Here is a 26,094-nt window from a genome sequence, read left to right as displayed (position 1 = left end):
GTGCGGACCGCAGGATGCGATCCCAAAATCGTGACGTCCGTCGTGATTTTGCGAGCCGTGAGCAGCTAAGCTGCGAACCTGGCGAGGGGGAAGAATGCCACGAGGGCATGCTTCCCCAGGCTGTTAAGATCGAACGTTCCAGACGGCGGACTTCTTCGAGCTCCCCGATTCGAGCTTTGCCATGCCGTCCGCCCGTCGAGCCCCATCGCACGATCTACCCGCTACTGTCAGGGCGCGGCGACGCGGAATCTGGTTTCGTATCGCCGCCATGCTGCTGGCGGTCGTGGTCGGTTGTCTCGTGGCGGAAGTGGGGCTGCGCCTCTTCGGCATTCGCCCAGAGCGCTATCCGATTCCAAAATGGCTCGCCTGGGATGGCCAGCAGTTTCGCGAAGCCCCCAAGGAAGAAGGGCTCATCAAGCGCCCCAGTCGCTTCGAGTCTGAAGGCGTGCGCATGGGTGAGTACACGCCCTACGCGCGCTTCAAGGTCGTCTACGGCAGCAATCCCACGGACTATTTCGACGCAGACAACAGCGTGCTGGCCGAGGTGAACAATCTCGGATTGCGCGGTCCCGATGTGGCGGAAGAGAAGCCCGACGCCACGCGCCGCGTCCTCATCCTGGGAGACTCGTTCACCTTTGGCGTGGGCGTGCGAGACGAAGACACCTTTGCGCGACGCCTGGAAGCCGATCTGAATCGCGAGGCGCCGAGCGGCGAACGTATCGAGGTGATCAACGCTGGCGTGCAAGGCTACAACACGCGCGACGAGGTACTCTATCTCGAGCGCGAGTGGCTGCGGCTCGCGCCCGATCTCGTCATCATCGTCTTCTATCTGAACGACGCCTACGAGGATCGTACGTTTCTCAACATGGGCGAAGCGCTCGGCGTCTACGTCGAGCCCTATGGCCTGGGGCGGTACAGCTACCTGGCGGATCTCGTGCAGCACGAGATCGGTGCCCGCCGGTCGCAGCGGGCACTCGAAGAGTATTACCTGCAGCATTACTTTCGCGACGCGCGGAACTTTCTCGCCCGGCCGGGCGAGGTGGCGAGCGACTGGTTGAAGTCTCGCGCGGCGCTCGATCGCGCGGCGCAACTCTTACGCGAGCGGAACATTCCGCTTGTGCTGGTCCTGTTTCCCGAGTTGCATCAACTCGACGCCAGCTATCCCTTTGCCAAGGTACACGACCTCGTACGCGCGACGGCCGACGAGCTTTCGGTTCCTGTTCTCGACCTGCTCGATGTCTACCGCGGACAGGTGGACCATGAGCTGTGGGTACATCCCACCGATCACCACCCGAATGCCGAGGCTCACCGTCTCGCGGCCCAGGCACTGCACGACTTTCTGTCGCAGCGCAAGCTTCCGTAGCGTCCCTGCGATGCGCAGGAATGCTGGTTTTCCTTTCTCGGCGGCTTCTTCCGCCGCACTCCGCGCACGCCTACATCTTGGGCGATACTCGCCTGATAAGGGGGCAGCGGGGCTCTCTGCACGCGCGGCACGGTTTGTCTCGACGGGGCCCTCGCGGGATCGCAACTGCTTGTGGAATAGGAGTCTACGCCGCGGGCGGCCAGCGCGCGACTAGGCCATCTTTGCAGGCGTGGCACGCTCCTTGCCTTAGGGATCACGCGCGAGCAATCGACGTCCCGGACCTTGTCCGAGCGGCGACGGATGGCTGGCCTGAGTTTGCCTCACGACTCACGCCCCTGTACTGCCCCATGACCGGATCCAGCTACTTCTTCCTCCTGCTCACCTGCTGCGTCGGCGGTTCCCCCTCGGTAGCCACGTCGGCCGAGCACCAGGTGACCTTTATACGCGCCTATCAGTCCGGCTCGTGGCAGGTGCAAGAGACCGAGCAGTTCCAGGTCTGCGTCCAGTCGGGCTTCCAAGAGGCGGAGAAGCTGGCCAGCGTCTGCGAGCGGTTGCTGGCCGAGACACGCCGCGATTGGCTCAGCGAATCGGAAACGGCTGTTGTGTGGCGACCGAAGTGCCAGATCATTCTTCACCCGAACAAGAACAGCTACCTGGCAGCGGTGGGTCCTGGTGGCGCTTCGACCGTCGGTTCCGCGTTGGTCGAGCGCCGCCATGGCCAGATCATCTCGCGCAGAATCGATCTTCTGGCGACGGCCCGCGACGGCGCCCTCTCGGCCTTGCCGCACGAGATGACGCACGTCGTGCTCAGCGATCGCTTTGTCGAGACCGATCCCCCGCGCTGGGCCGATGAAGGTCTGGCGGTGTTGGCCGATCCGCTCGAGAAGCAGGCGCGGCATGCCCAAGAGCTCGACCGCGCGGTTCGTGGCCGCACGTTGTTTCGACTCCCGCAACTGATGGCCGATGCCGGCGACGCCTGCCAGACCCGCCCCGATGTCTTTTATGCGCAGAGCACTTCTCTCGTCCGTTACCTGGTCTCGCACGGCACGCGGGCGCAGTTTGTCGAGTTTCTGACCATGGCGGGCCAAGATGGGTACGATGCGGCCTTGCGCCACGTGTACTCGATCGACGGCGTTGCCGCGCTGGAAAAAGGCTGGCACCGTGTGGTTACCACCGGCGGTACCAGACCGGCGGTCGATGCCCTGGTCGAAGACGAAGCAGAAACGCTGGCGGCCCAGAAGCGGTCGTAACGAGAAGACCACCTTTCGCGTCTTGCTGACTGGAGTTCTTCGCTCTCGAAGTTTTTGGCGTCCCTCGATGGCAACGGCCCTGGTCGAACACGTTCGACCAGGGCCGTATGCTTTTCGAGCGAACGTCTGGAGACGTTCGGCAGTTGACGGTGAGCCGCGCTTACGGCAGGTAGGTGCCAAGGCTCTTGCGGCCGGCGCTGAAGTCGTTGCGCGACGACGAACCATAGCTGCGCGAGCGGCCGCCGTAGTTGTAGTACGTCGTGCCGCTGTTGACGCTCGGCGCCGGCTCGGCCGAAAAGCGGCGCGTGCCGGTGCTTGGCGCTTGGGCCGTGTTGGGAGCCGGAGCCGCATTGTTGTTCGCGGCGGGAGCCGGCGTTTGCGCAACGACCGGCGCCGGCGTCGATTCGACCGTCACTGGAGCGCGGTACGTCGGGTAGTACCGAGCCTGATTGCCCTGCCAGAAGCTGAAGTCCTGGCCGCGCATCTTCGAGCCGGCGTCCCGCGGAGCGGCAATGGCCGCTGTCGCCAAGACAGCCGTCAGCACCAACGAGGCGCCGAGCGCGAGCGATCGTGTGTTGTTCCAACGCATGATTAGTTCCTCCGCCTAAAAGTTTGAGAAGCCTGCTACCAGGCACGAAGCATCACGCACGCCGTGACTATCCCCGCGCAGGTCAGTCTTTCCCAAGTAAGAATTGAACCAAACTCAACTCGACGCTAAGAGAGCTCATGGGAGCAAGCCTCGAGGAACCAGGAGCCGCCCAGGCAGTGGGCGTTGGCAGCAGCAGCGCCAAGACCAAGAAGGCCCGTCCCAAAACGAAAATGCGTCGTGACCGAAGCGTCTCGACAGCCATGGTTCGCCGCACGATCTTTAAAAATGCCCGTCGACATTACTCGACTGGCGACACACCGTGCCTCGAGCGGAAACAAGGTTTCAGCACCTGGACCTTACTTCCGCGCTCACAATTCTTCGGTGCTGGACGTCAATACGTCAACAGAAAAATATAGGTTCAAAAACCGGCGTGAGGGATAAAGCGGTTGTGGCGGCGAGAGACGTTCGGGCGCTGGACTCTCTCGGCGCGGGGTGTTGTAATGAAAAGGCTGTCCCCCGAGTGAGTTGCGCGTCGCCAGGCGACGACGGAACAAGAGGTTTTGGTATGCCGAATTCCGCGCACGGGCGCTTCCTTGCATTCTTGTTAGCTTCAGCGATGTTCGTGGCGCTGGGGGTGGTGGCGCCCCTGGGTGCCGAAGAAACCACCTTGCCGGCCGCCGCGTCGCGCGACGTCGATTTCGCCAAGGATATTCGTCCCTTGTTCGAAGGAAGCTGCGTCGCCTGTCATGCCGGTGACAATCGACAAGGAGGCTTTCATCTCGGGACGCGCGCTGAGTTTCTGCAGGGGGGAGACTCGGGCCCGGTGGTCATGCCGGGCAACAGTGCCGAGAGCCTGCTCGTGCAACTCGTGGCGGGAGTGGATGAGCATCGTGTCATGCCGGCCAAGGGTCCGCGCTGGACGGCCGAGCAGATCGGCCTGGTGCGTGCCTGGATCGATCAAGGACTGAGTTGGGACGATGGCTTTGTGTTCGTCGGGCGGCGGCGCTCGTCGCTGGCGCCGCGACGCGTCGAATTGCCCGCGCCCCAGCCGGGCGAATCATCGAACCCGGTCGACCTGCTCCTGCGTCCCTATCTCGCAGCGCACGGCGTCAGCACGCGCGAAGCGGTCGACGATCGTTTGTTTGTCCGCCGGGTTTATCTCGACGTGCTCGGTGTGCTCCCCTCGGTCGAGGAGGCCAACGAATATATCGCCGATGCCCGTCCGCACAAACGCGAGCTGCTGGTGGCGAAACTACTCTCCGACCATCGGCGCTATGCCGTCCACTGGCTGTCGTTCTGGAACGACGCCTTGCGCAACGACTATCAGGGCACGGGCTACATCGACGGCGGACGCAAGCAGATCACCGGGTGGCTGCTCGCCGCGCTCGAGAACAACCTGCCCTACGACGACTTCGTGCGTGGCTTGTTGCATCCCACGGAAGACTCGGCTGGCTTCATTCGGGGCATTGTCTGGCGCGGCGTGGTCAATGCCAGCCAGGTGCCCGAGGTGCAGGCCGCGCAGAACGTCTCGCAGGTGTTCCTGGGGATCAATCTGAAATGCGCCTCCTGCCACGATAGCTTCATCAACGACTGGAAGCTGGCCGATGCCTACGGGCTGGCGGCAATCTTCAGCGACGCGCCGCTCGAGGTTCATCGCTGCGATCGTCCGACGGGCGAGACGGCGTCCATGAAGTTTCTCTACCCCGAGTTGGGCGAGGTGGACACCGCGGCCGAACGAGACCAGCGGCTCGCGCAACTCGCCGAGATCATGACCAGCGAGAAGAATGGGCGGCTGGCGCGGACGATCGTCAACCGGCTCTGGGCCCGGCTCTTGGGACGTGGCCTCGTCGAACCGGTCGACGAGATGGACAACGAGCCCTGGAATGCCGAGTTGCTGGACTGGCTGGCCCTGGATCTGGCCGAGCACGACTACGATCTGAAGCACACGCTGTCGCGCATACTCACGTCCAGGGCTTATGCGATGCCGGCGGTCGATGCCTCGCCCGAGCAACGGGCCGAGGGAGAATTCGTCTTCCGCGGGCCCCTCGTGCGTCGGTTGTCGGCCGAGCAGTTCGTCGATGCGGTCTCATCACTCGTGGGCAGCCCCTATGCCGAACCGGCCGCGGGCATCTCGCGCGCCCCGAACGAAGAGGTCCGCGCCGCGCTGGTGGCCGCCGATCCGCTGATGGTGGCGCTCGGCCGGCCAAATCGTGAGCAGGTGGTCACCGAACGTCCCTCGGCCGCCACGACCCTGCAAGCGCTGGAGTTGACCAACGGGGCGACGCTGGCCGATCGCCTGCATCGCGGGGCCGAAAAGATCTGCGCCGGCCAAACGAAATCGGGGGCCGTATGGATCGAGGAGCTCTATCGCCAGGCCTTGGGTCGAGTTCCCTCGCCCGACGAGACCGAGGCGGCCCTGTCGCTCGTGGGAGAGGCCGCCACGGTCGAAGGGGTCGAGGATCTGCTCTGGCTGCTGGTGATGCTGCCCGAGTTTCAATTGATCTACTGAGGAAGCGGACGCATCGTTCGATGCCACGCCGCAGGCAATGAGGAAACGCACGACATGCCGCTCGAGCTGAACTGGAATCGTCGCGATTTTCTTCGCACAGCAAGCGCCGCGACGCTGTCGGCCCTGGCCGCGGGGGCCGCCCGTCCGATCCTGGCCGATGATACCGCCGGGGGCGCGAACGGTCCGCCCGCGACGGCCGATGCGCTCGTCGTGCTGTGGATGGGGGGGGGCATGGCCCACACCGAGACGTTCGACCCCAAGGCCTACACGCCCTTCGAGTCGGGGCTCGATCCGAACCGCGTGCTCAGCACGTTTCCGGCGATCGATACGGCGGTCGACCAGATCAAGTTCTCCGCGGGGCTCGAACGGCTCGCCTCGGTCATGAATCGCGGGACCTTGATTCGCACCTACACGGCGGGCGACCTCGGTTTCATCCTGCATTCGCGACATCAATACCACTGGCACACCGGCTATGCTCCCCCGCAAACCGTCGCGGCGCCACACCTCGGCGCCGTCGTGGCACGAACGCTCGGTGCGCGCGACCCCGCCATGCCGGCGTTCATCGACATCGGACAGCGTTTCGACGTGGGCGAAGGCGAAGAGCTGAAGGCCTTTCATCAGGCGGGCTTCTTGGGAAGCGAGTTCGGCCCGTTCTTGATTCCCTATCCCGAGCAGGCGGTCGATACGATCCGCCCGCCGAAGGGGATGAGCGCCGAACGGTTCGCGAATCGCTACAAGCATTATCGTCGACTCGTCGAGCGCTCGCCCGTGGGGCAAATCGGTAGCGACTACCAGCGCGAATCGCTGCTGCGTTCGCTCGAGAATGCCGATCGGCTGCTCGGCTCGCCGGCGGCCAAGGCGTTCGATCTCTCGCTCGAGCCGCGCGAGAATTTCGAGCGCTACAACACGGGTCGCTTCGGTCAGGGGTGTCTCCTCGCGCGGCGGCTGATCGAGTCGGGCGCTCGTTTCGTCGAGGTCACGACCGAATACATCCCTTTCAAAAACTGGGACACGCACGACAACGGCCACACGCGTCTGGTGGACATGAAGCGCGAGATCGATGCGCCGATCGCGCAGCTCGTGCTCGATCTGGAAGAGCGCGGCCTGCTCGATCGCACGCTGATCGTCGTGGCCAGCGAATTCAGCCGCGACATGATGCTCGAAGGGAAGCCCGAGAATCAGGTCAAGGATCAGGTCGAGGTGCCGACCGTGATGACCGAGCTCAAGCATTACGGCATGCACCGGCACTTTACCGGCGCCGGTTCGGTGCTGCTGTTCGGCGGTGGCATCAAGCGTGGGCATCTTTACGGCCGCACGGCCGACGAACGCCCTTGCAAGACGATCGAGAACCCCGTCACGATCGAAGATCTGCACGCCACGCTCTACCGGGCGCTGGGGATTTCTCCACGTCTGGCGTATGAAATCGAACGGCGCCCCTTCTATGTGACGCGCGACGGGTTGGGACGCCCGATCGATGATCTCTTTGCCTGACCAGCCAGGCCTGGGCGGCGGATTCTGGTTGCACGGGGGGCGTCCCCCTCTAAGAATACGGGCGGATTTGGCGTGGTGCGGCACGAATCGGCCCGGCGCTGCGTCTTTTGAAGTTACGCTTTTCGCGGAATCGTAACCCGAAGCGTCAGCGAGGGGCACTATGCTCGACGCTTTCCAAGAATGCCCTCGCTGACGCTTCGGGTTAAGACGGGCCGATTTGCCGAGGATTGAGGTCCAAAAAACCTCGAAAGACGCAACTCCAAAAGCTGCGTCTCGTCCCGCGACGTACACTTGCCGAGCAGTGAATAGGCCCTCTCGTACCAGGTAGAGGAACCCAACATGTCTCTTTCTCGTGGCGCGCATCGCAACTTGTGGTGCGCGATCGGCGCAACAGCAATCATTTCATTTGCCTGGGCGCGACCTGGCTGGGGTTATCAGGTGGTGCGCGAGGCCGATCCCGAGGCCCCCATCGCCGCCCCGGCCGAGGGGACTCCTGCGGCCGAGCCCACCAAGGCCGAACCGGTCGTCGAGCCGGCCGACGAAGCAGGCGAACCCAAGCCAGAGGCGAAGCCCGACGAGGGAAAACCGGCCGAAGAGGCCACTCGGCCGAAGACCGACGAGAAGAAAAAGCCGGCCGGCGCGACGTACACCGTCACGAAAGAGCCGTTCAAGGTCGAAGTATCCCTCGACGGCGTGTTCGAAGCGATTCAGACGAGCGAGATCGTGCTGCGCCCCGAGACGTGGAGTGAGTTCGTTGTCGAGTCGGCGGTCGAGGCCGGCACGCTGGTGAAGAAGGGGGACGTGCTCCTCAAGTTCGACCCCCGCAATATCGACTGGGCCATTCGCGACATGGAGAACGATCGCGAGTTGTCATACCTGGCGATCAAGCAAGCCGAAGACGAGCTCAAGCATCTCGAGCAAGAATCGCCCCTCGAGCTGGAAGTGGCCGAGCAGTCGGCGCGACTCATCACGCAAGAGTTGAAGAACTGGGAGAATATCGACCGCGCGTACTACGAGAAGAGCAACGACTACCAGCTACGTTATGCGAAACAGTATGTCGAGAACGCGGAAGAAGAGCTCAAGCAGCTCGATAAGATGTACGCCGCCGATGACCTGACCGAGGAGACCGAAGAGATCATCCTCAAACGCCAGCGCGAGCAAGTCGACCAGGCGCGCTTCTACTTCGAACGCGCGAAAATCGAACATGCCCGGACCATCGAGCAGGAGATCCCCCGGCAAGACGAATCGATTCGTCTCGGAGCGCGTCTGGCCGAAATCAAGTTGGCGCGGATTCAGTCGCGAACGCCGATGGAGCTGGGCCGCAAGAAGCTGGAGCTGGCCAAGCTGCGCTACGAGCAATCGAAAACCGACGAACGGTATGCGAAGCTGCAACACGATCGGGGCCTGATGGAGATCTACGCCCCCGAAGATGGCGTGGTGTACTACGGGCGGCCGATACGTGGCGAATGGAGTGGATCGAGCGGCATGGCCGAGCAAATCCGCCGCGGGGGCAACGTCTCGGCACAGCAGGCGCTGATGACGATCGTCGTGCCGCGGCCCATGTTCGTCCGTGCCAAGTTGCCAGAGAAAGAGCTCGCGCAGGTCGCGATTGGTCAGCAGGGCCGGGCCGTGCCGACGGGTTTTCCCGACACGAAGCTGGTGGCGGCGGTTTCGCGGATCTCGCCGATTCCGGTGAGCGAGGGGCATTTCGACGCCCGCGTCACGGTCGATTTGGGTCCGGGGCACGAGGCCCTCATGCCAGGCATGCAGTGCAGCGTCAAGCTCGTGCCCTATCGGCAGGCCGAAGCGATCGCCGTGCCTTCGAAGGCTCTTTTCACCGATGATCTCGACGATGCGAATCGCTACGTGCTGGTCGTCGGGAAAGATGGCGAACACGCACGCCGCGACGTGACCGTCGGCAAGGTGAGCGGCGACCGCACGGAGATCGTCGGCGGTCTGGCCGCAGGGGAAAAGATCCTGCTCGAAAAGCCTGAGCCTGCAAAGGGCGAATAGACATGAAGTCGCTGCGCACGAATGCCGGAGCATGGGTAGTGGCGCGCGCCGCCGCGATCGTGGCGTGCTGTTGGATCGCGGGCGTGGCTGCGGCCGAAGAAGCGGACGAAGTAACGGCCAAGAAGCCGGTCACCCCGCCGCTCAAGATGACCGAGAATCCGCTGCTGGAGAATGTCCCCAAGCTGGCGCCGGCACATCCAACGGATCCGGCCCTGCTCGAGGAATCCATCAATCGTGGAATCAAGTTCCTGCTCGAGGATCAAAACAAGGATGGTTCCTGGGGATCGGCACGCAACACGAAGGAACTGAACATCTACGCCCCGGTGCCCGGCGCCCACCACGCCTTTCGGACGGCGGTTACCTCGATGTGCATTACGGCGTTGATCGAGACGGGCCGCACGGACGAGGCCACGATCGCTGCGCTCGAGCGGGGCGAGCAATGGCTGCTCGATCAACTCTTGCGCTTGCGCCGGGCGACCCCCGATGCGCTCTACAACATCTGGGGGCACGCCTATGCCATTTCGGCGCTCGTGAAGATGTACGATCGCGTGCCCGGCGATGAAGTCCGCCGCGGTCAGATTCGCACGCTGATCGAATCGCAGTTGGACTATCTCGATCGCTTCGAGTCGGTCGACGGCGGCTGGGGCTACTACGATTTTCGCACCGGTTCAAAAAAACCGGGCACGGACGCGACCAGCTTTCAAACCGCCACGGTGCTGATCGCCATGCACGAGGCGCGGCAGATTGGCGTCGAGCCGAAGCAGCGCACCGTCGACCGCGGCATTGCGGCCATTCTGCGTCAGCAGAAGCCCGATTTCTCGTACCTCTATGGCGAGTATCTCAAGTGGGTGCCGATGCACCCGGTGAACCGCCCGGGGGGCAGCCTGGGACGCTCGCAAGCCTGCAACGCCGCGCTGCGCATCTGGAACGACCAGAGCATCACCGATCAGGTCATCGCCGTCTGGCTCGATCGCCTCTTCGCGCGCAACGGTTGGCTCAGCATCGGCCGCAAGCGACCGATCCCGCACGAGTCGTGGTTCGCCGTGGCGGGCTATTTCTATTACTACGGTCACTTCTATGGCGCCATGTGCATCGAGTTGTTACCCCCTGCGCAACGACAAGAGTATCGCGATCACATGACGAAGCTCATGCTCGAGCTGCAAGAAAAGGACGGCTCGTGGTGGGACTATCCCCTCTACAACTACCACCAGCAGTACGGCACTGCCTTTGCGCTGATGACCCTGGTGCGCTGCCGTGGCGAGGCGAAGAGCTGATCTTGCCGGGGCTTCTCTGGTAGCGGTTGTGCCGATTCTAGGCCGGCCGGACGAAGCTTGCTGAATCGTCAGCCGCGGCCGGCCCTGCTGCCGGCACGTTCGTCAATACCGGGCGGAATCGTGACTTATGGTTTCTTATCGCCGCGCGGATCCCCCTGCGCGCGGTCATCTTGAGACCACTCGCCATGACGCCGTATCAACCCTCTGCCCGGGCACAGCGTTGGCTCGCGCCCGAATCGCTGGCCACGTCGATTGCCCTGGGCATCCTGTTGACCGTCGTCGCACGGTTCGCCGGCTTGGGACGTGGCGTCTTCTTCGCACGCTGGATGGATCGCGCGGAGTTGGGCAGTTGGTCGCTGGCTTACAACGCCATCTCCGTGGTCTCGTTCTTTTTACTACTGGGCTTGCCAGGCGCCCTGAGCCGCTACGTCGAGCGCCACCGGCGCGAAGGCCGCCTGCGCAGCTTTCTCATCCGTACGCTCGTCGCCGGGTTGGGCGTGGGCGTGGCGGCATGTCTCGTGGGCATGATCTTTGCGTCCCCCCTGGCACGATTCTTCTTCGACGATTCGCAGCGCATCACGCTGATGGCGCTGACGGCCCTGGGCACGTTCTCGCTCGTGGCCACGAACCTGGTGCAGGGGGTGTTCCAGGGGTTGCGCCTTTCGCGGATCAACTCGCTGGTACAGATGGGCCAATCGATCGGTTTTGCCCTGCTGGGGGCCGTCGTCTTGCTCCTGTGGCGCGACGATGCGATCGGTAGCGCCTGGGCCTATCTGCTGAGCGCCGTGGTCGTCATGCTGCCCCAGACCTGGCTCTTGTACGTCTACCTGCGCACGTTGTCCCCCAGTCCGGCCGCTGGAGCGAACGAGCCCATCTGGCGACCCATGTTGATCTATTCCTTTGGCACTTGGAGCGCCGGTGGACTGTCCGAACTGTGGCGCGTCGTGGATCGTTGGCTGCTCGTTCACGACGGCGCCGGCGAAACGGTCGAACGCCTAGCCCAGATCGGCAGCTATTACATCGTCGAGATGATCACCCTGCCGTTGCTGACGCTGGCCGTGCAGATCAGCATCCTCGTCCTGCCGCACATCGTACACCTCTACGAGGATGGTCGCGACGCCGACGCGCAGCGACTGGTGCGCCTGTCGACGAAGCTCGTCGTGCTGATGCTCGTCTTCGGTTCCTACCTGCTCGTGACGATGAAGCACTTCCTGCTCGTCACCGTGTTCGACGACACGTCGGGGCAGGGACTGGCCATCTTCGAGTTCGTGTTGATGGCCATGATCGCCGCTTCGGCCCACTACATGTTGCGTTCGTACGTGCTGTGCCGCGAGCGCGTCTGGTTCACCGCGGCGGGCTGGGGCGTGGGGCTAGCGGCGAACCTGGCGCTGGCGGCCATCTTGATCCCCCGCTACGAGCTGGTCGGCGCGACGCTGGCCACCATGATCAGTGCGCAAATTGCGCTCGTGACGATCGTCTGGTTGAGCCGTATCGGTGGACTGGCCATCGAGGCACGCCTGGTGGGCGTGCTGGTGTTGCCGCTAGTGTTGCTCGCGCCGCCGCTGGCGACGGCCGCCGCGCTGGGGGCGTTGGTCGTCGTGGCCGCCACGACGCATCTCGTGTTCGACCCGCAAGAAAAACAACAATTGCGCGACAAGCTGAATGCCGCGAGCGCTCGTTTCCTGCCACGGCGTTTCAGCGAACGTGTCGCCGTGCATGCGTGAGTTCCACTCTGTGTTCGATACTTTCCACGTGGTACGAAAGCGAACGGTCTCCCGATGAATGACAACAGCCAGATTGGTGCCGGCCCTGGCGAACCGGGGCTGGTGAGCGTGGTGATTCCCACCTATCAGCGCGGCTACATTCTGGACCGCGCGATTCAGAGCGTCCTCGACCAGACCTATCGTCAGGTCGAGATCGTGGTGGCCGACGACGGATCGACCGATGCGACTCGCGAGGTGGTCGCACGTTTCGGGCCAGTCGTGCGCTACTTCCATCAACCGAACGCCGGCGTCTCGGCCGCGCGCAATCTCGGCCTGCGCCACGCGCGCGGCGAGTTCATTGCGCTCTTGGATTCCGACGATTGCTGGCTGCCGTGGAAGCTCGAAGCGCAGGTCCGCTTGCTGAAGCGCTTTCCCGAGGTGGGCATGGTCTGGACCGACATGGTGGCGATCGATGACGATGGCCGCTGTCTCGACGAGGCCCACTTGCGCAACTTTTACGCCGCGTACCGCGAGCTGCCGACGAACGACTTTTTCGAACGCAGCGGCCGGCTGGCCGATCTATGGCCCGACGCCCCCCCACAACTTGCCGGCCGCAAGTATTTCGTCGGCGATATCTTCTCGCAGATGCTGTTGGGGAATCTCGTCCACACGTCGACCGTGCTGATGTGCCGCGAGCGGCTGCAGCTCGTCGGCGGGTTCGATCAGACGCACCGCTTCGCCGGCGAGGATTACGAGTATCACCTCACGACCAGCTACCACGGGCCGGTGGCGTTTCTCGACGTGTCGAGCATCTTGTATCGAGTGGGCGCCCCCGATCAGATCACGGCGCCCCATCTGGCGCTGCACTTCGCGCAGGGAAATCTGCGCACGGTGCAGTCGTGGTTGGAACGCGCCAAGGGACGCATCCGACTGACGCCAGCCCAAGTGCGACGCCGTATGGCGGGCTCGTTCGGCTGGGCTGGGCGCGAGGAGCTGCGCGCGGGACAACGGAGTGCTGCCCGCCAGCACCTGCTGCAAAGCCTGCGTCTGCACCCCTTCCAACCGCGCCTGGGGGCATTGCTGGCGCTGAGCCTTCTGCCGCGGCGGCTCTACGATCGGTTGCAGTACGTGCGTCACGCCGATCGGACAGCCGCGGTCGCCAAACAACCGACGAACGAGCAGGCGAACGAACCCGATCACGCCCTGACCCCGTAATGGTGCCGTTGTCGCTAAGGAAACAACTTCAGACTCGGGTTAGAATGCGATCGCGCAACTTCAACCCCCGTCCTGGGTCGCTCCTTTATGCTGAACTTCATCAATGTCGGCCCCGGCCGGTCGCCGTGGATGTGTTTCTTGATGGTGATCGGTCTGTATCTGACGACATCGTCTGATGCTCGATGCGACGACCGTGTGCCCGAGTTGCCGAGCATCGCGCTCTCCGTGACCGAGTCGTGGCCGATCGATCACGCGACGCACCACGTGCAGGGGCTGGCGGCCACAGGCGACTCGTTCTGGATTTCGAGCGTTGATCGCGCGGCACGTAAGGGATACCTCTACCGTGTTGAACGAGCGACGGGGAAGGTGGCCGTCGAGCGTGACTTGACGCGCGAGGCACAGATCCACTCCGGCGGCATGCAGCTCGTCGGCGATGAGCTGTGGGTGGCCCTGGCCGAATATCGGCCCAAATCGAAGGGGACGGTGTTGCGCCTCGATGCGGAGACACTTGAGGAGCGCGGTGCGTTTCTCGTCGATGACCATCTCGGCGCTGTGGCGACGGATGGCCGCGAGCGCGTCTACGCCGTGAACTGGGACAGCCGCACGATCTACACGTTCGACCTGTCGGGCAAGTTACTGGCGACCGCGCCCAACGAAACCGGCATCGCCTGGCAAGACATCGAGTGGCACGACGGACAACTATGGGGCATCGGCCAGACGAAGGTCGAAGGTGTCCCGCGGGGAGTAGTCGATGTGATCGACATTGCGACGTGGAAGCCCGTGCGACGCTACCTGCTCGAAGGGCATCTCAAGTCGCCACGAACCACCTTCGGCCGCGAGGGATTCACGTTCTTCGAGAAGAGCATCCTCGCACTGCCCGAGGATGGACCGCATTCGACGGTCTATCGTTTTCCGCTGCCGGTGGCGCAGGGGCACACCGCGGATTAGAGAGGATCGCGGGGAATCTAGCAGGCTGCTGAAAAAGGTCCGTCGTGGCCTTTTTCAGCCTCGCGAAGTGCGGAGTTGAACTCCGCACCGCTCGCAAAAGAACGACTTCCGTCGCTATTTTGTGATCGCATCCAGGCGATCCTATCAGGCTGCTGACTTTTTCAGCAGCCTGATAGTACCCAGCCATGCGTTGGGATTTCCACACACGTCGGCATATTCATTTTCATTCTCGATCAAAGTTACTATTCGATCCTTGCCGAGCCAGGAGCAAAACACTTTCACAATTTTTTAACTTTTTTCTTGCCCCCCCCCCCCCCCGAAACGGCTAGCATTGGTCCTTAGCGTTGGGGAACCATGCAGGGTGGTTTCGGGGATCGAACGATGCGCGCGATTCTTTTCGCGTCGCCGATGGTGGCGATGCTATTGGGCATTGTGGCCTGGCGGAGCGGTGCGCTCGCCGGCATCGCGCCAGGCGCTTTGAAGTCGAGCGTCGCGCCGCCATTCGCACGCGCAAGCGTGCCGTCAGAGTTCGGCGAGTTCGTTCAAAGAATCTACTCCGCGCCGCAACGCGATCTGTTCGACTTGCCGGCGGAGCGACGCGAGGCGCTCCGCGAATCGCTGCGGCCCGATCCCGCGGTTGACGTGTCGCTTTCGACGCTCTTGCACGCGGTGCAGGTTTTCGGCGGCGACCTGACCATTACCATCCCCGATGACGAGCGGGCGGTTCGCTGTCTCGACGTTTTGCTTGATGTACAGTCTGCAAATAGGCTTTACGCACACGGGCACTCGCTGGTGCGCACGCGATACGGCGTTCGTGTGCCCGAGATAAATGAATCGCTTCTCTCCACGCCGCAGGGACACTCGCAGTCGCACCATGGGCAGGTGCTCGCTACCCTAGCGCGGCTCGGCGTGGCGCTATCCCACTCGCTCGATGTAGGCGATGGGCGACCAGCAACGGTGGCGGACATGCTGGCCGACCTGGTGGCCAATTTCCAGCTTGAAGGGGAGATCTACTGGGACGCCGTCGCACTTGCTTTGTACGTTTCCCCAGAAACGACGTGGACGAACCGCTTTGGGCGCCGTTTTTCGTTTGACGACCTGGCGGAAGAGCTGCTCGCACGCGACTTGAGCGATTCGCCCTGCGCGGGTACACATGCCTTAATTTCACTCAGCGTGCTCCAGCGAGTCGATCAGGAGTCGCCAGTGTTGTCCGCGGCGTGCCGCCAGCGGCTCCTCGCCTTTCTGCGAAGCAAGTTCGATCGCGCGGCTAGGTCCCAGCAGGCCGACGGATTGTGGACTCCGCTTTGGCACGCCGAGGATCCGACGGCGCTACGGCGCGTGAAGTGGGGCAGCGACCTTAGCCGTCTCGACACGGTCCTGGCCACGGGCCACCTGCTCGAATGGCTCTTGCTTTGTCCGCTCGAATGGCGGGAGCCGACGCGCGAAATGCTCACGCGCGCGGCCGTCGCGCTCGCGGAACTTCTCGGAGAGCGAGCGAAACACCCCGGGTGGGTGCGGTACAACTACTGTCCGGCAACGCACGCCGTGAGTGTTGTGCTCACGCTGTCGCGCGCGGCGCCGGTTGTCTCGTCGGCGGACAGAGCAATTGACCCCGGCGCGCGAAAGGAGGGGGCGACAACGCCAGGGAGCTAGTGGCGTTTCTTGGTTCTTGGCAACTCGTGCTGCTTATTGAAACGGAGGGCGTGATGATGAAGTTTCGCATCGGTGTGGCGTTGGCGAGCGTAGCACTCTTGGCATTATCTCTATCTATTACCTTCGCCTGGGCCACGCCGTCTGACGCAGTGGCGCTGGTGGACCTCGAAGAGGCGGCATCCATCCACGGCGGCGGCGAGTGCGATGGGTACCAGTGGGAGAACGGTGACGTCCACTGTGAAGAAAAGACACAGATGTGCGGTGGGGAAGAGAGACAATGTGCGACGGTCAAGTACACGAAACTCCGTAAGAAAAAGGACGAAGGCGGCTACGACATCCCGGGAGACTGGGTCGGAGTTGGGACCGATGGCACGTCATGTGACGTATGCAGCGAAAGCGCATGCAGTATTGCCGGGGCGCCTTATACCATCACGAATTGCAAGAAGGATGCACTTGGTCTCTAACGGAGCGACGACTTGCTTCGCAATCCTCGGGCTCGTGTGGCGATGAGAGCACGTCGCCACACGCGCTTGGAGGCCACGGGGGTACGTTTCGATGTTTTCCATGGCTCGCGTGATCTCGTTTCTCGTCGGCGTCGCCGTTTGTGCGGCTTGCGCCCGGGGAATCGCCGACGACCCGCAAGAAGATCTCGATGAGATCCTCCGCGCGTACGGTCGTGCTTATGCGGAGCTCGATAACTACAGCTACAAGTACACTGCCCTGGGCAAGCCACTTGTCTCGCTCACCGACCTGGAACGCGCGAGCAAAGTTCACATGCCCATGTTTCGCGGCGAGGTGACCGCGGCGCTCGATCGCCTGAGAAGGGTTCGTTTCCGCGCCGCAGACGAATTTGACACGGGGGTCAACCTGTGGGCGTTCGACGGCGAACGATTCACCCGGCGCGAGTCGACACGCCTCACAACCGGCGGAGTGACAAGGACCGCTGTGAGGATATCGGATGCGTCGGAGAACGATCCGAATTATTTCAACAACGAGCCCCTGGACTTCGTCCTGCTCGCCTTCGATCTGCCCAGTGCTCCGGTCGCGCACGAAGATCGGCGTGCATACCGGTTGCGGACACTACTCGAAAAGTACGAGTTTCGCAGCGAAGGGCAAGCGGAGTGCGACGGACACTCCTGTGTTTTGCTGTCGTCCGATCGAGTGCGACTGTGGCTTGACCCCAAGCTGGGCTTCGCAGTCCGCAAGCGGGAGGGCTATTCCAAAGGCAAAAAGGTGTTCGAGGTACGCGCCAGCGGCCACCGACAAGTCGTTCCCGGTGTGTGGGTTCCGATGCGCGTCGTCACCATCACCTTCGGATCGTCGTTTGATCCGCCGGAATTCTGGGAGCAACCTCTGTACGAGCGCGAGTACAAGATCACTGAGTTCCGGCACAACATCCCGCTCGCGGAGGCGATGTTCCGCATCGAGCCCGAACCGGGCGAATGGGTGAACGACAAAACTCGGGCCCTGACCGACTCCGCCGGTCGACCGCTGGAGGGGAGAACAGTCGGCTACGTTCAGCCGGCCGACCAGGCGCAACTCGACGAGGTGATCGCTCGCGCCAGCCGTGCGAGACCCGGCGCGGCACGGATCGCCAAGTCTCCCTTGAACTTCCTGCTTGTGGCGAACGCCATCGCGGTTCTGCTGTTGGGAATCGTTCTGGTCGCGCGGTGGTGGCTGCGCCGCAGGCCCTCCTGGTGAATTCACATGACGAATCTGGCTCATTTCGGTATCGTCGCCGCCGCGCTCGTGGCGGCGCCGGACGATCTCGTGTGGCGTGTGGAGAATTGCTGCGGTCCGAATTGCCTGTACGCGCTGCTCCGCTCGAAGGGAGTCGAGTCGGACTATGTCGCCTTGCAGGATGCGCTCCTTGCTAGCGGTCAACCCGTCTCGTTGGCCGATCTTGCGCGCCACACGGCGACGCTCGGCGTGCATCTCGCGATTGGCCGGACCGATGTCGCGGGGCTCAGATTGCTTGATATGCCGGCGATCGTCCATTTTGAAGGGGTGGCGGCGCAGGGGGAGTTGACCGGGCACTACGTCGTTGTGTTGAGCGCTGACGACTCCGGAGTAACGTACCTCGACGGAACCACTGCGGAGACGCGCTCTGTGGCTTGGCCCGAGTTCGAGGCGGACTGGAGCGGATACGTGGCCTTTGTCGAGCCCGCATTTCAGCGCTGGAGCGTCCCGCTGGCGGCCGCCAGCGTACTGGTGGGAGCGTGCGTGGCCGTCGTTTGCTGGCGATTCCTGCCTCGCCAAGGTCGATTGCTCTCGCGCGCGCTCGTCGCCGGCGCGTTGATTTCGTCTGGCGAGGCTGAAGCGGCCGCGCCGCCCACGCACACGAAAGAGACGCTCGCGCAAGCGGTCGCCGAGCACTGGAACCGCATCGACAGCCTGGTGGTCGAGTTCGACTCGCGGCACGTCTCGGGTGATGGCGAGGGACTCCGCACGACGCTCGTGGTCAAGGGAGTGCAACGCATGGTCGAGAGCTCCCACGGAGAGCTTGCGCCGGAGGACGACCCGCGGTCGTGGCGTCAGATTCGCACGCGCGACGAGTGGAACGTGTTTCAACCGCACTGGCGCGTGTACGAAGTGTCGCGCCGTTTCGTCGAGGCGCCCTATACCGACAAGATCACGGGACATATGTTCTTCGAGGCGACGGGGTGGTGGCCGCGAGGCGACGAGAATGAGCCGCTGTGCCTCGAGAACGGCAAGAGTTATTTCCTCCGCGACGTACTCGGCGATCCGGCGTACGTCATCGCGCCGGCGCTTGCGATGATCGAAGGCGCTGCCTGCCATGTCGTCGAGCGCGCCGGCGAAGATTGCCTATGGATCGACGCCGCACGGGGCGTGCTCATGCGGCGGCAGTTCTTCGCCGAGAATCGCGTGGATTCCGAGGTCTCGTGCGAGCTTCGCGATTACCGCGAGGTGGCAGCCAGAATCTGGCTGCCCTACGAAATTGAACGCTACCATCGGGGCCTCGCGCATCACGTCGTACACCGCGTGCAATCGTACCGCGTGAACGACGTGACCGACGCGGCGTTCGTTTTCGTTCCACCTCCCGGCACGCTTATCCACAACCGCGACACCGACGAGTTCTCACAGACCCCAGGTGGGCTGGACTTCTTCGAGGAGTTGATCTCGCGCGCGTACTCGCGAGTGGAGGCACCAAGACGACCGTTTCCGTGGACGCTCGTGGTGTTGCCTGCGCTGTGTGGAATCGCGCTGGGCGCCCTGGGCGCGCCGCTCACGACGCCGCGCGGCGCGATCCGGGTGAAATGACGCGAGGGCTACGTGATGTCGATTCGCGAACACTGGCTGGAAATTGCGTTCGCCGTCGCGGCGGCGCTGTTGTTGGCGCAGCTCGTTCCCGTTGCGTTGTGGTGGCTCCGCACGACGCGGTTCCACGGAGCCACATGGATGATGGTGGCTGGCGTGAACGCGCTCTTGGTCGCCGGCCTGCTCGTCTTTTGGTTCAGACAGCGGGGAGCCTAACCATGACGCGGCAAAAATCAGGCTTTACGCTGATCGAGTTGCTCCTGGTGATTGCCATTATTGGACTGTTGGTTTCTCTGTTGCTTCCCGCCGTGCAGGCGTCGCGCGAGAGCGGTCGGCGGCTGCAATGCCAGAATAATCTGCGTCAATACGGGATTGCGCTGGCGAATTTCGAGTCGTCTCGGAGGGTCTTTCCAGCGAGCGTGACGGCTACCGTCTATGGCCCCGCTTCGAACAATCCCAGCCTTCAACTGCACAACTACATGCTGGAATTGCTGCCGTACTTTGGCGCTGGCGCCGAGCCTGATCTGTCCCTTGATTTCACCGAGGGCACGAACGAGGCAATTATTCGCCAGACTTTTCCCTTTGCTGTCTGTCCGTCCACGCCGAGTCGATCCGCGATGAGTGAAGCGACGCTTTCAACGGCCGAAATCGCTTCTTCCTTGGGCATCATTCCGGAAAACCAGCCACTTACGCAGGTGATCGAGTTGCTTGGTCCCACAGGTGACAAGATGTTCGAGGCCGCCCCAGGCGATTACAGCGTCCCTGCAGCCGTGAGCCGATCGGTAGCCGCAGCGCTCGATTATCCACTCCCGCCAGACGGCATTTTCTCGCTACTTCCGTTGGAAGGGATGTTTCCTCTACCGATTCAGCAACTCCTCGAAGCACGGACCATACGCGCGCTTTTCGTCGGCCCGGGCAAGATAGAGCTTGCCATCCGCCGCGACGCGGCCAGCATCAAGGATGGAACCAGCCATACGCTGGCGATGATCGAAGTGGCCGGCCGGCCACAATGCTGGCGAGGCGACTACCGGCTGATGGAGCGCGAGCCTTTGACGGGCGCCGCTTGGGCAGACCCCAGCAGCGTGGCCATCCTTGCCGGAACGGATGGCCCGCTCGAGGGTTTGATTCAAGCCTCGAACAACCGCCAGCCGTACAGTTTTCATCCGGCTGGCGTCAACGTGTGCTTCGCCGACGGACATGTTATCGTACTGAATGCTGACACCGACCCGCGCACACTTGTAGCGCTGGTCACACCTGATGGTGGTGAGACTTCCAGCCCATGACTATAGCTCGCCGCGATCGTCGAGCTTTGCTGTCGTTCTGTGCGCCCATCGTGACAGGCGCATTGCTTGCGCTCACTTTTCCACCGTTCGATCAAGTTTATCTCACGTGGATTGCATTGGTCCCTTTCGCCTACGTCCTTCGTTCGCGAGCCAACGGAGCAGCGATCTACGGTGGCGTTGCGCTGGGCGCGCTAGTCTACTTTCTCATCGGGCTCGATTGGATGCGGACTTGCTACGGTGGCTGCTGGCTCAGCCCATCGATGTTGCGCCTGGTGCTGCTGGCGGAGTGGGGCGCGGCTTGCGCCGTGGTTTCTTGCTACTTCATGCGGCGTTTCGCTCAGCGCGTGGCATGGCACATGGTTTTTGTGTTACCTGTGGCCGTGGTGGCGATGCAGTATTTCACTTGGTTTGCCGGATGCGCTGCGGGAGGCGCGCCGTTTCCTTGGCTGCAAATTGGACTTCCCGCGATCCAATACATTCGGCTCGCCCAGATCGCCGATCTGGGCGGCGTCTGGCTTGTCACGTTCGTCATCGCCGCCATCAATGGCGCGCTGTTTGATATGGCACGCCTGGCAAAAGCCCATCTTGGACACGGCGACATGTGCTGGTCGCGGATGGCACTTCCCGCGCTTACAGCCTTTCTGCTGCTTGGAGCGTGCTTCGTGTATGGAGACATGCGGCTTCGCGCGATCACCAGCCGAGTAGGACCGCGCGTCTGTCTCATGCCGTCCGAGCAATCACCCGTCGTCGATCTGACGCGTCACGGCGAAGCTCCGCGCATCGCCTTGCCCCCAGGGCACGTCGATGTGTTGCTCTGGCCAGAGAACTGCTTTGGCCATGTCATTCTGGACGTTGCCGTGGCCGATATTGGCTCTGACCTATGGCACATCTTTCCCGAGGGACAGATCACCGACGGCGGCGAAAAACGCGTTTTGGAGCGTTTGTCTAGTGCCGCCGAAGCCACGCTGTTTGTTGGCGCACATCGACTGACGCGCGCCTCTGACGGAAATCTCGCCTATTGCAATTCTATCGCTTGCGTTCACCCGACGCGCGGATACTTGGGCGCGTACGACAAGCACTATCTCGTTCCTTGGTCCGAGAAGATCCCGTTTTCGAGTAGAATCGACCTGGATTTGGGACTGTATTCGCCGGGCACTGAATCGCCCATTTTCAGTTGTGCCGCACGGCAGAGTGGAGAGTCGTTTCATTGCGCAGCCGCGATTTGTTACGACGCCGCTTTCCCAGCCGCGTTTCGGCTCTCGAATTACGCATTTCATCCCGACTTTTTTCTGATGGCAAGCTCGGAGGCATTTGAGCGAACGGGCAGGCTTCAAGCGTGCATGTTGCAAGCAGTGCGCTTCCGTGCTATTGAAAATCGCCGCGCGATCGTGCGGAACGTGAATGGCGGCCGGTCGGGCATTGTGGACGCAACCGGCTCCTATCGCGACTCAACGCTTCCGTCGAACCTGACCGAACCAACCGTCCTTCGGAACGTTCCCATCTACTCGCAAGTCTCGCTGTATACCAGCATAGGCGACTGGGCACCCATTACTTGTCTTGCGCTGATACTAACGAGCCTGACAACATTCCGTTGGAAAGCAAAAAAGCATCCGCCAGATTCGAGCGTGAAGGAGTCGCAACACTTGGTGCCAGCATCCGAGGATGGACCGCATTCGACGGTCTATCGTTTTCCGCTGCCGGTGGCGCAGGGGCGCACCGCGGATTAGAGAGGATCGCGGGGAATCTCGCGGCGATAGGGAGGAATATCGCGCGGCGGCAAGGGCTGTCCTGTTGATTCGTGCCACATGCGGCGTTCTTCGTGCGAGGCATAGTAGCGCAGCCACACGTCGGGGTCGCCGCACACGTCGGCGCAGTCCCAGTGCAGGAAGTGCCGTGGCGATTCGAGTTTTTTCTCGTGCGAGGGGAGAATGTCGCGATAGACGAGGGCGTAAAGCTGCCGATCGGACAGGTGATCGGTGAAGTCGAGCACGATCCGCTGGCCGTGCAACTTGCGAAGCACGTCGACCAGACGCGTGTGAATCTCTTCGTCGCTCAGATCGCGGGGATCGGCGAGCAAAAGTTCTGGCTCGAACCAGCGCGAAATCGGCAAGGCAGGGGCACGCTCCCAGGCCAGCATCGAGGCCAGGTACTCGTTCTCGATCGAGGTGGGAATCCGATCGTTTTCGAGTCGCGTGATCGACTCGTCGAGATAAGGTTCCAACTCGTCGCGCAACTGAGCGTTCAGCAGCAGATGATCGATTTCGTCGGACGGGGAGAATTGCGGTGCCGACATGCAGACTTTCCTCTTGCGACGCTCACAGGTAGCGGATCGTGAATGCCCAAAATCCCGCCGCACGACAGATGCGGCGCCAACCAACGAAAAGCGGCTGTCGTGGGGGGGAACAGACGACAAACCACGTTGCAGCCACGAGCAGAACGCCCTGGCCAGCGACCATCCAATGACCTACAAAGTTCGACTCTAACAACAAAGGGCCGGGCTTCAAGTATAATCAGGCTCAACTCTTGGCGATCTCTGGGCAGGCCGCAGACACGACCCCTACGACTATGACGGTCACGCCCGCGCAATCGGAACATCTGGCAAAGTCTCTTCAGCGTGAGACCAACGCGGAAGTGTACTTCGGTCCCTACGAGCGCGCGCTGTACAGCAGCGACGCCAGCATGTACCAGATCGTGCCGCTGGGGGTCGTGGTGCCGCGCAGCGTGGCCGATGTCGTGCGAACCGTGCAGCTTACGGCCGAGGCCGGAGTTCCCTTGATACCGCGCGGCGCGGGCACGAGCCTTTCCGGTCAGTCGATCGGCGCCGGCGTCATCCTCGATTTCAGCAAATACCTGAATCGCATCGTCGAGATCGATCGCGAGCGGATGACGGCTCGCGTCGAGCCTGGGGTCGTGCTCGATCATCTGAATGCGGCGGCGGCGAAGCACGGCTTGCAATTCGGTCCCGACGTGGCCACCAGCAGCCGCGCGAACTTGGGGGGGATGATCGGCAATAATTCGGCCGGCTCGCGCAGCGTGCTGCACGGTAAAACGGTCGACCATGTGATTGCGCTCGACGCCGTGCTGGCCGATGGGACGCAAGAAACGTTCGCACCACTGGCGCCCGAACAATTGGCGCGCGAGCAAGGCCGGCACGACATGGTAGGGCACCTCTATCGCGAGATACCGCGCATCGTGGCGGAGAATCGCGAGGAGATCCTGGCACGCTTCCCGGCCGTGCTGCGCCGCGTGAGCGGTTACAACCTCGATCGCTTCGTGCCCGAGTGTCTGGCCCGCATCGCCGAGCCGGCCAACGTCGAACGGGTCCGCGCACGCGAGGCGGCGCGTTATCCGGGCGGAACGTTCAACCTGTCGCGCCTGATCGTCGGCGCGGAAGGGACGCTGGCGACGGTGACCGGGGCACTCGTGCATTTGTTGCCGGTGGCGGCCCATCGTAGCATGCTCGTGCTCGAGTTCGACGATCTGGCCGATGCCGTGGCTGCCGTGGCGCCCACGCTGGCGCTTCGGCCTTCGGCCATCGAGCTGTTCGACGGCATGATCGTGCGCATGGCGCGGCGCAGTCTCGAGTACCGCAACTATCTCGACTTCGTCCAGGGCGATCCCGAGACGTTGCTGCTGGTCGAGTTCAGCGGTGAAACGGCCGACGGCGTGTCGCGCCAATTGCGGCGGCTCGAGGATCAATTGCGCGGACATCATGGTCTGCGGCATCAACTCGTCACGCACGATCGCGCGGTGTGCGATCACATCTGGGCCTGTCGCAAAGCGGCGTTGCCGCTGCTGATGGGCATTCCGGGCGAGCGCAAGCCGATCGCCTTTGTCGAAGACACAGCGGTCGATCCAGCGCGGCTATCCGATTTCGTGGCGCGCTTTCGCGACATTCTCGCTCGCGCCGGCACGCATGGCGCCTTCTATGGACATGCCTCGGTCGGCTGCCTGCACATTCGTCCGTTGATCGACACTAAAAGCGCCGACGATCTGGCGCGGATGCGGCAGATTCTCGACGAAGTGTCGGATCTCGTGCTCGAGTTTCGCGGCGCGATGAGCGGCGAGCATGGAGACGGGCTGGCGCGCAGCTTCCTCAACGAGAAGCTGTTCGGTCCGCAGATTTATCGAGCCTTTTGCGAGGTGAAGGGGGCCTTCGATCCGGCGAACCGGCTGAATCCAGGCAAGGTGGTCCATGGCCCCGATCCGGCGGCAAATCTGCGCCAGGCGCCGGGACACCGTCCCCTCGCGCCCGCCACGACGTTCGATTTCAGCGCGCAGGGGGGATTCGCCCAGGCGGCCGAGTTGTGCAATGGATCGGGCCTGTGCCGCAAGACTCGCACCGGCACGATGTGCCCCTCGTTCATGGCCACCGGAGACGAGGAACATAGCACGCGGGGGCGCGCGAATGCGCTGCGACTCGTGCTCTCAGGCGTGTTGCCACCGGCGGAGCTCACCGGCGCCCGATTGCACCAAACGTTCGATCTCTGCTTGCAGTGCAAGGGGTGCAAGGCCGAGTGCCCGTCGAACGTCGATGTAGCGAAGCTCAAGTCGGAGTTTCTGTCGCAGTACCATGCCGAGCGCGGGGCGCCGCTTTCCGTGCGGATGATGGGGCGCGTGGCGACGCTGAACCGCCTGGGATCGGCGCTCGCGCCCTTGTCGAATTGGATTGGCGGCGCGCCGTTCTCCGGTTGGCTGGCCGAGAAGCTGCTGGGCATCGATCGCCGGCGGCCGTTGCCGCGCTTCGAACGGCAGGACTTTCGCTCGTGGTTTCGCGTTCGCGGGACAACGTCGCAAAGTAGCGTGGAGGCGCCGCGCGGCAAGATCGTCCTGTTCGATGATTGCCTGAACAACTACTGTGAGCCAGGCGTGCTGCGCGCCGCGGTCGACGTGCTCGTAGCGGCCGGTTATGACGTGCAACTCGCGGGAATCCGCTGCTGCGGGCGTCCCTTGATCTCGAAGGGGTTGTTGACCGAAGCGCGGGCGCTTGCCGCGCACAACGTCGAACGGTTGCACGGCTGGGTGGCACAGAACGTGCCGATCGTGGGTTGCGAGCCAAGCTGCGTCTCGGCGCTCGTGGACGATTACGTCGATCTCTTGCCAGGAAACGAGCGCGCCGCGCAACTGGCCGCCAAGACCGAGTTCATCGACGCACACCTCGTCCGCGCGCGGGCGATTCCGCCCCTGGTGGGCGTCTCGCAACAGGTGCTCCTGCACGGGCACTGCCATCAGAAGGCACTGGTCGGCGTGGCCGACACGCGGCGCGCGCTCGAAGCACTGCCCGAGGCCGAGGTCTCGGTCGTCGACTCGGGCTGCTGCGGCATGGCGGGCTCGTTCGGCTACGAGCACTACGACCTGAGCATGAAGATCGGCGGCCGCGTGCTCTTTCCCGCGGTCGAAGCCCACGGTGGTGTCGTGGTCGCGCCGGGCTTTTCCTGCCGCCATCAGATCGAGCACGGCACTGGGCGCCGAGCGCAGCACCCCATCGAGCTGCTGGCAGCGCACTTGAAACAGGACAGGTAGC

At 63.0% G+C, this 26,094-nt stretch carries 19 protein-coding genes; 17 read left to right on the top strand and 2 right to left on the bottom strand.

Annotated features, from left to right (window positions below):
* The first annotated feature begins 181 nt into the window (after window positions 1-181).
* Window positions 182-1,363, top strand: a complete 1,182-nt coding sequence (locus KF708_16470) for an SGNH/GDSL hydrolase family protein (protein ID MBX3414283.1) — start codon at window positions 182-184, stop codon at window positions 1,361-1,363.
* Between the two features lie 347 nt (window positions 1,364-1,710).
* Complete coding sequence (locus KF708_16465) at window positions 1,711-2,613, top strand: hypothetical protein (GenBank protein ID MBX3414282.1); 903 nt, start codon at window positions 1,711-1,713, stop codon at window positions 2,611-2,613.
* Between the two features lie 160 nt (window positions 2,614-2,773).
* Here the strand turns inward: KF708_16465 and KF708_16460 are convergent, their stop codons facing one another.
* Window positions 2,774-3,202 (bottom strand): hypothetical protein, encoded by a 429-nt coding sequence (locus tag KF708_16460; GenBank protein MBX3414281.1) that lies wholly within the window; start codon window positions 3,200-3,202, stop codon window positions 2,774-2,776.
* A gap of 565 nt (window positions 3,203-3,767) precedes the next feature.
* On the opposite strand from KF708_16460, the gene KF708_16455 reads away from it, so the two are divergent.
* The 14 genes from KF708_16455 (at window position 3,768) to KF708_16390 (ending at window position 22,297) form a co-directional block, all read left to right on the top strand.
* On the top strand, window positions 3,768-5,711 hold the full coding sequence (locus tag KF708_16455; protein MBX3414280.1) for a DUF1553 domain-containing protein: 1,944 nt from the start codon (window positions 3,768-3,770) through the stop codon (window positions 5,709-5,711).
* Between the two features lie 54 nt (window positions 5,712-5,765).
* The gene (locus KF708_16450) at window positions 5,766-7,202 is read left to right on the top strand and encodes a DUF1501 domain-containing protein (protein ID MBX3414279.1); all 1,437 of its coding nucleotides are present in this window, start codon (window positions 5,766-5,768) and stop codon (window positions 7,200-7,202) included.
* Between the two features lie 339 nt (window positions 7,203-7,541).
* Entirely contained in the window at window positions 7,542-9,215 is a 1,674-nt protein-coding gene (locus KF708_16445) for an HlyD family efflux transporter periplasmic adaptor subunit (GenBank protein ID MBX3414278.1), read from the top strand.
* 2 nt (window positions 9,216-9,217) lie between these two features.
* Window positions 9,218-10,489, top strand: coding sequence for a terpene cyclase/mutase family protein (locus KF708_16440; GenBank protein MBX3414277.1), 1,272 nt, complete (start codon window positions 9,218-9,220; stop codon window positions 10,487-10,489).
* Window positions 10,490-10,674: 185 nt separating this feature from the next.
* Window positions 10,675-12,213 carry a lipopolysaccharide biosynthesis protein gene (locus KF708_16435; GenBank protein MBX3414276.1) on the top strand — a complete coding sequence of 513 codons (1,539 nt, stop codon included), beginning with the start codon at window positions 10,675-10,677 and terminating at the stop codon, window positions 12,211-12,213.
* 54 nt (window positions 12,214-12,267) lie between these two features.
* Window positions 12,268-13,407, top strand: coding sequence for a glycosyltransferase family 2 protein (locus KF708_16430; GenBank protein ID MBX3414275.1), 1,140 nt, complete (start codon window positions 12,268-12,270; stop codon window positions 13,405-13,407).
* A 141-nt stretch (window positions 13,408-13,548) separates the two neighbouring features.
* A complete protein-coding gene (locus KF708_16425) occupies window positions 13,549-14,355 on the top strand; it encodes a hypothetical protein (GenBank protein ID MBX3414274.1) in 807 nt (268 codons plus the stop codon).
* Between the two features lie 381 nt (window positions 14,356-14,736).
* Window positions 14,737-16,008: a hypothetical protein gene (locus KF708_16420; protein MBX3414273.1), complete on the top strand. Its 1,272-nt coding sequence runs from the start codon at window positions 14,737-14,739 to the stop codon at window positions 16,006-16,008.
* Window positions 16,009-16,061: 53 nt separating this feature from the next.
* Window positions 16,062-16,472: a hypothetical protein gene (locus KF708_16415; GenBank protein ID MBX3414272.1), complete on the top strand. Its 411-nt coding sequence runs from the start codon at window positions 16,062-16,064 to the stop codon at window positions 16,470-16,472.
* Window positions 16,473-16,563: 91 nt separating this feature from the next.
* Window positions 16,564-17,709 (top strand): hypothetical protein, encoded by a 1,146-nt coding sequence (locus KF708_16410; protein MBX3414271.1) that lies wholly within the window; start codon window positions 16,564-16,566, stop codon window positions 17,707-17,709.
* A gap of 6 nt (window positions 17,710-17,715) precedes the next feature.
* Window positions 17,716-19,290, top strand: a complete 1,575-nt coding sequence (locus tag KF708_16405; protein MBX3414270.1) for a hypothetical protein — start codon at window positions 17,716-17,718, stop codon at window positions 19,288-19,290.
* A gap of 15 nt (window positions 19,291-19,305) precedes the next feature.
* Entirely contained in the window at window positions 19,306-19,503 is a 198-nt protein-coding gene (locus KF708_16400; protein ID MBX3414269.1) for an LPXTG cell wall anchor domain-containing protein, read from the top strand.
* 2 nt (window positions 19,504-19,505) lie between these two features.
* Window positions 19,506-20,570, top strand: coding sequence for a DUF1559 domain-containing protein (locus tag KF708_16395; protein MBX3414268.1), 1,065 nt, complete (start codon window positions 19,506-19,508; stop codon window positions 20,568-20,570).
* On the top strand, window positions 20,567-22,297 hold the full coding sequence (locus tag KF708_16390) for a hypothetical protein (protein MBX3414267.1): 1,731 nt from the start codon (window positions 20,567-20,569) through the stop codon (window positions 22,295-22,297). The genes KF708_16395 and KF708_16390 overlap by 4 nt, the downstream gene beginning before the upstream one ends.
* Here the strand turns inward: KF708_16390 and KF708_16385 are convergent.
* Window positions 22,294-22,863 (bottom strand): hypothetical protein, encoded by a 570-nt coding sequence (locus KF708_16385; protein ID MBX3414266.1) that lies wholly within the window; start codon window positions 22,861-22,863, stop codon window positions 22,294-22,296. The two genes, KF708_16390 and KF708_16385, sit on opposite strands and share 4 nt — an antisense overlap.
* 272 nt (window positions 22,864-23,135) lie before the next feature.
* On the opposite strand from KF708_16385, the gene KF708_16380 reads away from it, so the two are divergent.
* Window positions 23,136-26,093 carry an FAD-binding protein gene (locus KF708_16380; protein MBX3414265.1) on the top strand — a complete coding sequence of 986 codons (2,958 nt, stop codon included), beginning with the start codon at window positions 23,136-23,138 and terminating at the stop codon, window positions 26,091-26,093.
* The last annotated feature ends 1 nt before the right edge of the window (window position 26,094 follow it).

The sequence above is a fragment of the Pirellulales bacterium genome, assembly GCA_019636335.1.
Classification (GTDB): Bacteria; Planctomycetota; Planctomycetia; order Pirellulales; family JAEUIK01; genus JAHBXR01.
This window is presented reverse-complemented; position numbering and strand designations above follow the sequence as displayed.